Here is an 8,990-nt window from a genome sequence, read left to right on the forward strand (position 1 = left end):
TTCGTAAAATAAATTACATATAGCGCTGAGCCAGCACATCAATATGTACGGCATGAGTGCCCTCACCGATGGCAGCAAACTTCCATTCGTCGTTATGACGATAGAGTTCTCCACAAACCAGCGCAGTCAGTCCTTCATAATTATCAGATAAATTAAACGTGACCAGTTCCTTGGAATTAGCACCATCCAGAATGCGGATATACGCTTTCTCGATCATGCCGAAATCCTGTTTCCGGTTTACGCAATCATATATATTCACAACAACAAGCACTTTGTCGACATTGGCAGGAATACGTGCCAGGTCAATCGCAATTTGTTCATCATCACCGTCGCCTTGTCCGGTCAGATTATCACCGGAATGAACGACTGAGCCGCATGGGCTTTTTTTATTGTGGAAGCATACTACATTGTCCGATTGAGTCAGTTTTCCGTTTGCGTCCAGCAAAATGGCAGAAGCATCACAATCAATATTCGGTTGCTTCTTGATGCCAAAAAATCCTTTGGACTGCACCGGGTCCCATCCCAATCCGGCAATAACTTTGGTTAGACCTGCGTTTCCTTTGGTCAAATCAATTTTCTGGCCCTTGACCAGATTAATTACAGCCACTGATTAACACACCTCCCTTCCGTAAAATTTACAGACTAAATTCAGACGGATTCAAGCCCAAAGCGCCGCAAATTTCAGCGACAATTCGTTGTTCATTTGCATCAAAGTCACCGTCAGCTGCGCCAATAGCGCTACATACGCCAACGACGAGTCGGCCCACTTCAGGCTTGCCTTTCAATTTGCCAATCGCTTTGAGTGCTTCCTGTTTGCCGATTTCAGGCGAAAATTCAAAGTTCGCTACATAGTGATTGAAACGGTTGATGACCTCCCCCATATCAAACACTTTCAATTCTTCACTGAGATTTATGTATCCGGCCATTTTCGCTTTCTCTTCCGGACTAATAGTACCGTCAGCAAAAGCTACTAATGCACAACCTGCAACAACAGCATCCATAAAATCCTTATTCTTAAATTTTTTAACTTGGTCTCCAAGTCCTTTTTTAGTTGTATTCAGCCAATTTTTAAATGTACTCATGGTTACCTCCACAATTACGTATTTGAGTAAAATGCATCCTAGTTAATTTCTTCCTTTACTATAACCTGAATTACGATCTTTTTCTACAATAATATACAAAAATACGGTAAATACGATCTATTTATTATTGGTATCCTCTCTATCTTTAGCCCTATTTTCTACATAAAAGGCCCTCTTCTATCATCCATCATTTGGTACCCCAATTGCAAGTCCGTAGATACCGCGCAGATACGTTCATATGGATATGTGGCTAAATACAGCCCTATGCTACCTTCACAGTATTAGAGCAGAGACGAAAACTAGCAGTTTAGCTGCCTTTAATAATAATCATTTGCCTTCGGATAACTATAATTATTTAAAATGGATTGACAGTTTGAGAGGAATAAGCTATTGTTCTATCAAATTACAAGTTTTTAGCTGGGAATAATAAAAAAATAGTATAGCCAAATTAGGAGGAAATTCACATGACAGCACCTTTTGCCAACCTAAGACTATCTCCTTGGAAAATCATCCCACTATCCACTGCCCTACTCATTGCTGCCTTTTCCAGTCCTATTGATTCCTATGCCGCAGCCCCGGTCGTCCAGCAAGTAAGCATCTCCAGTTCAAGCAATATCACTGATTCGGACAACCAGCTCACCTATCTAAAGGACCGTTATAACATTCAACTATCCTCCACCCCGACAAAAGGGGAATATATCGTCGCTCTTGCCACCGTGCTGAACCTGAACAGCTCAAGTACAGCTTCTGCGGACAAAAACACCGCCTTTACAGGTTTAAGCTCAAATGACCCGTTGTATGCCCAAGCGGCAGCACTGTATGCAGAAGGTATTCTGGATAACACTGACGTAAAACCGTCTGCTCCCCTGACACAAAACGACGCGATCCGTATAGCTGTAAAAGCCGCTGGATTGACTGAGTTGGCTGCTACATACTCTGAGGATAAGGCGCAGGCTGTGCTGACTAAATCGGGTATTCGTACATTGACTGGAACTGCTGAGACCCGTCTGGCGGCCTCGCAGGATCTGGCAGTCGCTGTAGATACAGGACTGCTGCCGCAAAGCGCGCTGTCCTCCTTCCAGCCGGACCAGCAGGCCGATGCGTCATTCACCGCCGAGGTGCTAAGCCGTGTCCTGGCATTCCACGGCGAATACAAAAATACCGTCGGTCAAGTACAGGATGACGATATTTTTGCTAAAATCCATCAGGCCTACGATACACAGATACTTGTCCAATCCCCAGAGCTGCAAGCCCTGTTCGACGCAGGACTTCAGCAAAATCTATTCACAGGCTACAATATCAAGGACAGCCGCTATGATGCCCATTTTGATCCGAAGCTTTCCCTTACTTACGGACACAGCGATCTCAAGCACGCGATCCAGCTGATTGGGCTGCTTCGCAGCGAGGGTATTCAAGCCAAAGTACAGTTGGAACCGAAAACTTCGGCTTTTGTATACTTGAAAGAATGGGGAAAGCCTGTCCAGACCGAAAACTATAAAGCCGTACAAACCAACAACGGTAACTATATCGCCTACTCCAAGGAGTTTGACCTTGCCCTCGAATTTGCGACGATCGGGCAGAAGAACCGTTTTGACACTATCATCAACCAATACGCCAAAAAGAACAGCGAAGACCAAGCCGGCCTGATCGCTAAGTCCTGGTGGCAGCCGCTCTATTACTCCCTGTCCTCCCCCGGCTCAGCCTACTCGGAGATTGCGAGCAACCGGGTCAGCGCAGGACGCTATTACGCCAAGTCCTTTTCGCTGACGGACAAGGCTTCCTCCATTGCCGATGGCTTACGTAAAATCAAGCCCGGCGTAGAGGTGGAAAGCTCCCACTTCTGGGTGGATGCTCCCTTTTATCGTTATTTGAACGGGGAAGCCCAGTAAATTTAATTAAAGCAACGAAAAGGCGCAGCCTTCCAATTCAACGGAAGCCCTGCGCCTTTTACCATAATCCGCGGTTCACCACAGCTTTTTTCAAGCTTGTATAAAACGCTTCAAGGTCTGTGTGTTCCGGCAATCCCGAAACCTGCCCGTCTCCCAATTCTATAATGATCCATTGTCCCGCTTGCGTACGAGCAATATCCATCGTGAAAAATGGACTCCGAACCTGACCTGCTATCTTTATAAAGTCCTCCAGATCTGCCTGAACTTCCTCATATGCCGCTTCATCCCAATAATTGACCATAAATACTGGCTTCCCGAACATAAAGAAAATACGATATTCCTTGGACAAAGGCATACCACTTTTCGGATGATTCGTTAAAAATTCCAAGGGTACAAACTCCCTTAACACGATACCCCCATTCATTTCCGTTCCTTGAAGTTCAACAAAACGACGAATCACGCGTTCCACATGCTCCTCATCTGTCGCATCTGGAATATAGCAGGCCTCCAGCCAATCGTGCTTCCGTGATTTAACGAAATCTTTGACCATAAGCGCCGATGTTCCGAAAGACTTGATCACCTCTCGAATATGTTTCACATCCAACTGCTCCTGCTCCAGCCACACACTACGTGGCGTAAAGTCCTGAATTACTGCATATGATTCAGGGAAATAGTGGCAGAACCTATAGCTCTCAGCACTTGTCAGCATCTTGACACGATGTGTCTCCAATGCCGCAGTCCAAGCTCCGTATGCCTCGGGTCTTAACATCCATCCACGATATAAAGCGTTCGTGTACTCGTTACCTTTTTCAGCTACTTGCTCTCGTATATTCTTGGGCACCATAGTTTGAATAGATCCTGCCTGCTTAATCTGAGTCACATCGTCAAAACTGACCAAACCCGTTTCAAAACCAAGGCTACGCGCTGCCTCGTACTCATCCCGATAATCCATATCTACACTTTTAGAATTCATAGGGTCACTACAAAATAGAAGATGCATATGGATCACCCTCCTTTCAATAAAGTGTAGTAGTCTACTACTTTCAGCACCAGACATGTTCAGCTTCTATTTAATTTGCTCATTTTGTCTATAAAATTATAATCCCATCTCTCAGATTCGATCTGGGTTTTCAACAGTTCTTTGAATCGTCGGCGCTCCAGTCTACTAGAAAAAATCCGTTTGGGAACCAATACAAACTTATGATTAGGCAACAATATATAAAAGGCAGTCAGCGTATTAATGACCCCCTTTACTTCATCCCAGTTGTACCCCGCAGAGTACGTAAAGTGGAGGCTTTCTTTTGAGAATTCATATTCTTTTTCAATAGGCCATTGCGGATGATTAAGGTAATTAGCTTTCACATCCCTGATCAAAAAGAATGGAATCACTACAAAAACCAAGATTGGAAAGAAAAACATAGCTATTGTATTAGTGTGAAAGTAATCATCTGTTATGAGCTTATAAATAGCCATGATAAGCATTAAGAATTGGATTGTCGCTAAATAACGGAGTCCCGTAGACTTCTGATACGTCCAACAAAAATTAAACAACATGATATCTTTTATCGTTAGCTTATACTTGTACTTAAATATTCCAGAATATTGCATAAAATAACTCCTTTGATGTTATACGGTTCCTCCCGAAGATGACCCTTAAATTGAAATTTTAAGATCTCCCTACCCTCGCAAAACAACGCGGCTACTAATCCAGCCGATTAAACCATCAGAAGTTTCAACACGATACCATGTTCGCCCGTCACTAGGGTCCAACACAGTATCTTGTAGAAATTCTAAATAGTCTTGATTGTGTACAATACCAACAGATTTACTACTGATGGATGGTTCTGCACGCAAATTAGCCTGGCTCACGGTAACCTGCCAGTATTCGATCTCCTCCGTATCCGCATAACCACTGTAGTAACGTCCATCAGACTTGATAATGACCCGACTGCTTATCCACCCAATTTTCCCTTCCCATGTCTGCACTTCATACCAGATGCGATCATCATTAGGGTCTATGTATTTGTGGTGCAGATATTCAAGCTCTTCGTCTCGCTCAAGTACAGCCATTGACTGAGAATGAATATCTGGTCCCTTTCGAAGATTCACCTGTGCCTCGGTAACACGCCAGTACCATGTATCTTCTTCAATCGCAGTTTCCTTAACCGGATAACTAGATTTTACGGATTTCTTTTGTAATGCTTCAGAGGTTGAAGTTGTGCTGTCAGTTGCCGTTTTAACCTTAGATGCAGTTGCATTGCCAGTAACACTTTGAGTGTCAGAGCTTGTAGCGGTTGAATTCTTAGCTTCCTGAACCTTACTTGGCTCAGACTGCTCCTTATTGCCATTAATATTAATATCAATTTGAGATGGTACGTTACACCCAGCAAGCATTATTAAGCTGGCTACTCCCAATACACCGACTCCTATTTTTTTCATTTACTATTTCTCCCCCTAAAACTACCCAGTATTTTTCGTCTTTTTGAATTATTCATTTATTTCGCAGATCATGAATATGTATCCTTCTATTAATATATCGGTTTTCAGAAAAATTTGGTAAACAAAAAAATCTACAGACTTCTCCAGCTAGCGAGTTTTACAGTTTCCAACTGCCACTCACCTGTTCCAGAAAAAAAGACTGTAGATTTTATAGATACCACTTCTAGTTATAATCCTCCCAGTAGCGGTATTCCATTTCATTCTCACCTTTGGTGACAATGATCATGTTTTCGATATGTCCGGTTTCCTTGTCGGTTCGGTAGATCATGGTGCGGGTTTCGCCCTCATCGGGAACGGAGAATAGTACCTTGTCACTGATCATGCCGCCACCGATGCCGACGACGTGCTCTCCCCAGCCAGAGGCTGCACCTGAACCTGCACCACCAACGCCAGTTCCGCGCGACAAAATAAGACCTATGCCATACCCGGTGACGGTCTGGGCCGTTTTACCCAGAGCGTGCTCTTCGGCGGATTGGGTATGCTTTTGGACCCAGTAATCATATTTGTCGGTATTTTGCTGGTAGCTGACGACGTTACCTTTTTTATCTATGGAAATATCCGTTTTTGTGCCATCCTTACCTGTCAGCTCGGTGACGGCGACGAGAGAATCGGATGTGATCTTTGACGTTTCTCCTGTATTGTAATCTGTACGGGTCACCGAGTCCTCATATTGCAGCCGCACGGCGTTCATCTGGTCGTGGATTTTCTGCATAACCTGCTTGTCTCCAATCGCCTCGGCATCTTTCAGTAATTTCTCATATTGATGGTATTTATCGGCGTCGGCCTGATCCCAGTCATCTATGTTTTGGGGCGGCTCGGAGGCATCTCCAGCGTGTTTCCCGGCTTCTCCACCGCCCGCGGACGCTGCACTAGCGCTCATAGCCGCCGCTAATGCAGTCCAGAAGCCACGCGGGTTGTCATCCGTACTTCTAAACTTCGAAGCAATGCTTTTCAGCTCAATTTCAATGGATTGAACCTTGTTTAACGCGGAAGAAAGCGTATATTTAGCCGTCCGATAGTCGTTATAAAAGCGATTTCTCTCCATACCGTCCCACTGGCTGTGAAGATTGTTCATTGTGTTATCCAGACCGTTTAACTGGTTATACAGTGTTCCGTGGGCATTGGCAAATTGGGAGGCCACGCTATCCAGTTGCTCCGGTGTGACTTGGATTTTCGTCATGATGATCACATCCCGTCTATGAAAATAGGAGATAGGCATTATTTTTTACAGTAATCCTTATTTCATATTGTAAGCTATAGAAGTCGGACATTCATGAGGATTTATACGTATTTGTGTATTCAGAAGCAGTTCCTTTGATATAATGAATTCATATGAGTTCATTTCGACAATACATTATTGAAAGTCAGGTGTTGGGACATGTCAGACAAAAAAATTATCTTTTTCGATATCGACGGTACATTACTGGACGATGACAAAAAAATGCCGCTAACGGCTGAAAAGGCTGTCTTTGCTTTGAAGGAGCAAGGGCATGAGGTGGCCATCGCAACAGGCCGTGCACCTTTTATGTTCAAGGAAATCCGCGAGCAGTTAGAAATTGATTCCTACGTTAGCTTTAATGGGCAATATGTCGTGCTTCGCGGGGAAGTCGTCGCTACCAATCCGCTGAACAGAGAGGCCTTGCAAGCGATGACCGATCTGGCACTCACACATAATCATGCGATCGTATATATGGATCATGCCAATATGAAGGCCAATATTCCTAACGATGAGCTCGTAGAGAAGTCAGTCCAAACGTTAAAGGCCAAAATTTCGGTTGGATACGATCCGCTTTATTTCCAGGGGAGAGATATCTATCAGACGCTGTTGATGTGTACGGCAGAAGAAGAGCCCTTCTATGAAGCAGTATTCAAAGCTTTTGACTTTGTACGCTGGCATCCAAGCTCTGTGGACGTTGTTCCTCACGCTGGCTCCAAAGCAAAGGGCATCCGCGAAATTACGTCCAGACTTGGCATTGCCGATGAAAATCAATACGCTTTTGGCGATGGTTTGAACGATGTGGAGATGCTGACGGCTATACATAACAGTGTCGCGATGGGCAACGGCTGTGATGAAGCCAAAGCCGCAGCTAAAATGGTCACAAAACGCGCAGATGAAGACGGCATTTTGTACGGGCTGCAAAAGCTTGGTTTGTTAAGCTAACAGGATTGCTGACTGACTGGGCAATGTTTCGGGAAAAATAAGGTCTGTTTAAAGACTTACATCCGAGAAAATAGGAGGTTGTCGTTGGATATGGAGACGGAAGGCTTACGCAATGTCGAACAGCTAGCCATGAAGAAGTACAAAATTTACAAGCAAAGCCTGCTCCGGTATTTGGCGCGTTCCATGCTGGCGAGTATGTTCATCGGGTTCGGTGTTATTGTAGCGTTCAAGACGGGCAACTTTTTTTACATGGAGCATTCTCCATTCACTTATCCCATGGCGGCGCTTACGTTCGGGGCGGCTATCATTCTGATCGCATACGGCGGCGGGGATTTGTTTACAGGCAATACCTTCTATTACACCTATGCAGCGCTCCGTAAAAAGCTGCGCTGGGGACAGGTGCTTCGGCTGTGGGCTGCCAGCTATGGCGGTAATTTGCTGGGTGCGGGGGTATTCGCGCTCCTTATTTACTTAACCGGGCTGTTTGACTCCTCCAGCGTGAACAGCTTTCTACTGAACGTGGTGGAGCATAAAATGGAAGCGCCTGCAATGCAGCTGTTCTTCCGGGCTATTTTATGTAACTGGCTGGTCTGCCTTGCCTTCTTCGTGCCCATGTTCATGAAGGAAAATGGCGCCAAAATGTTTGCCATGATGCTGTTCGTGTTCTGCTTTTTCATTTCGGGATATGAGCATAGCGTGGCTAATATGTGTACTTTCGCCATTGCCCTCGTGCTGGACCATCCGGGTACAGTCTCTGTCGCTGGTGTGATCCATAATCTCGTTCCGGTTACGCTCGGGAATCTGGTTGGCGGTGTGCTGCTGATGGGAGTCATGTACTATTCGGTGAATCTCCCGTTTTTGGACGAGGAAGAACACTAAAAAAGAAGCCGTGGGACTTAGGTTCCACGGCTTCTTTGCATTATTTTGAATTAGTACATTTTGAATTAGAGCATGCAGCGTCTACAGGTGTTTACGTATCTGTTATCCTTCTTGAGCAGGAAAATGAATAAATTCCTCCAGCTCCTTGAACAGCTTTTTGGGATTAACGGTGTCAGGTACCACCAGAGTTAGCGGTTCATCCAGCTTTAGCACATACATGCCTAAAATGGATTTGGCATCTGCCATGCCGCTTTTGCCATGAATCCAAATGTCATAGGTATAATTCGAAACGATTTGATTGATTTTTTCAATATCCTTAACGTCTTTTACCTTGATGGGTGTCATCATTGCACAGCACTCCCCTGCGTTGAATTGGGACTTACGAAACAAGTCTCAACTTCACTTTACCCCATATGAAGCATGTTGCAAAATCTTAATTTAGAAACTGTACTTGCCAATAATCACTTCAATAATTTGGAA

At 44.6% G+C, this 8,990-nt stretch carries 10 protein-coding genes; 3 read left to right on the plus strand and 7 right to left on the minus strand.

The window, feature by feature from the left end; all coding sequences use genetic code 11:
- Positions 1-13 precede the first annotated feature (13 nt).
- Together L696_RS0115790 and L696_RS0115795 are read right to left on the minus strand one after the other, a co-directional pair.
- Complete coding sequence (locus L696_RS0115790; protein WP_025684513.1) at positions 14-607, minus strand: TerD family protein; 594 nt, start codon at positions 605-607, stop codon at positions 14-16.
- Between the two features lie 28 nt (positions 608-635).
- Positions 636-1,082, minus strand: a complete 447-nt coding sequence (locus tag L696_RS0115795) for a tellurite resistance TerB family protein (RefSeq protein WP_025684514.1) — start codon at positions 1,080-1,082, stop codon at positions 636-638.
- A gap of 464 nt (positions 1,083-1,546) precedes the next feature.
- Between L696_RS0115795 and L696_RS0115800 the strand changes: the two genes are divergently transcribed.
- The gene (locus L696_RS0115800) at positions 1,547-2,971 is read left to right on the plus strand and encodes a hypothetical protein (protein ID WP_025684515.1); all 1,425 of its coding nucleotides are present in this window, start codon (positions 1,547-1,549) and stop codon (positions 2,969-2,971) included.
- Positions 2,972-3,029: 58 nt separating this feature from the next.
- Here the strand turns inward: L696_RS0115800 and L696_RS0115805 are convergent, their stop codons facing one another.
- The 4 genes from L696_RS0115805 to L696_RS0115820 all read right to left on the minus strand — a co-directional run bounded on the left by L696_RS0115805 (position 3,030) and on the right by L696_RS0115820 (position 6,650).
- Positions 3,030-3,971: an ATP-grasp domain-containing protein gene (locus L696_RS0115805; RefSeq protein ID WP_025684516.1), complete on the minus strand. Its 942-nt coding sequence runs from the start codon at positions 3,969-3,971 to the stop codon at positions 3,030-3,032.
- A gap of 59 nt (positions 3,972-4,030) precedes the next feature.
- The gene (locus L696_RS0115810; RefSeq protein WP_025684517.1) at positions 4,031-4,579 is read right to left on the minus strand and encodes a YcxB family protein; all 549 of its coding nucleotides are present in this window, start codon (positions 4,577-4,579) and stop codon (positions 4,031-4,033) included.
- A gap of 69 nt (positions 4,580-4,648) precedes the next feature.
- Positions 4,649-5,410, minus strand: coding sequence for an SH3 domain-containing protein (locus tag L696_RS0115815; RefSeq protein ID WP_025684518.1), 762 nt, complete (start codon positions 5,408-5,410; stop codon positions 4,649-4,651).
- 223 nt (positions 5,411-5,633) lie between these two features.
- Positions 5,634-6,650 (minus strand): WXG100 family type VII secretion target, encoded by a 1,017-nt coding sequence (locus L696_RS0115820; protein ID WP_025684519.1) that lies wholly within the window; start codon positions 6,648-6,650, stop codon positions 5,634-5,636.
- A 198-nt stretch (positions 6,651-6,848) separates the two neighbouring features.
- Between L696_RS0115820 and L696_RS0115825 the strand changes: the two genes are divergently transcribed.
- The gene (locus L696_RS0115825) at positions 6,849-7,631 is read left to right on the plus strand and encodes a Cof-type HAD-IIB family hydrolase (protein ID WP_025684520.1); all 783 of its coding nucleotides are present in this window, start codon (positions 6,849-6,851) and stop codon (positions 7,629-7,631) included.
- 90 nt (positions 7,632-7,721) lie between these two features.
- Positions 7,722-8,510, plus strand: a complete 789-nt coding sequence (locus tag L696_RS0115830; protein WP_013308962.1) for a formate/nitrite transporter family protein — start codon at positions 7,722-7,724, stop codon at positions 8,508-8,510.
- Positions 8,511-8,612: 102 nt separating this feature from the next.
- Here the strand turns inward: L696_RS0115830 and L696_RS0115835 are convergent, their stop codons facing one another.
- A complete protein-coding gene (locus tag L696_RS0115835; protein ID WP_014279995.1) occupies positions 8,613-8,858 on the minus strand; it encodes an HPr family phosphocarrier protein in 246 nt (81 codons plus the stop codon).
- Between the last annotated feature and the right edge of the window lie 132 nt (positions 8,859-8,990).

Origin of the sequence: Paenibacillus maysiensis, from assembly GCF_000520815.1 — a bacterium.
GTDB classification, from domain to species: Bacteria; Bacillota; Bacilli; order Paenibacillales; family Paenibacillaceae; genus Paenibacillus; species Paenibacillus maysiensis.

Coding starts and splice junctions, on each gene's coding strand:
- L696_RS0115825 (WP_025684520.1), top strand. CDS start 6,849: ATGTCAGACAAAAAAATTATCTTTTTCGATATCGACGGTACATTACTG.
- L696_RS0115805 (WP_025684516.1), bottom strand. CDS start 3,971: ATGCATCTTCTATTTTGTAGTGACCCTATGAATTCTAAAAGTGTAGAT.
- L696_RS0115795 (WP_025684514.1), bottom strand. CDS start 1,082: ATGAGTACATTTAAAAATTGGCTGAATACAACTAAAAAAGGACTTGGA.
- L696_RS0115835 (WP_014279995.1), bottom strand. CDS start 8,858: ATGATGACACCCATCAAGGTAAAAGACGTTAAGGATATTGAAAAAATC.
- L696_RS0115830 (WP_013308962.1), top strand. CDS start 7,722: ATGGAGACGGAAGGCTTACGCAATGTCGAACAGCTAGCCATGAAGAAG.
- L696_RS0115810 (WP_025684517.1), bottom strand. CDS start 4,579: ATGCAATATTCTGGAATATTTAAGTACAAGTATAAGCTAACGATAAAA.
- L696_RS0115815 (WP_025684518.1), bottom strand. CDS start 5,410: ATGAAAAAAATAGGAGTCGGTGTATTGGGAGTAGCCAGCTTAATAATG.
- L696_RS0115820 (WP_025684519.1), bottom strand. CDS start 6,650: ATGACGAAAATCCAAGTCACACCGGAGCAACTGGATAGCGTGGCCTCC.
- L696_RS0115800 (WP_025684515.1), top strand. CDS start 1,547: ATGACAGCACCTTTTGCCAACCTAAGACTATCTCCTTGGAAAATCATC.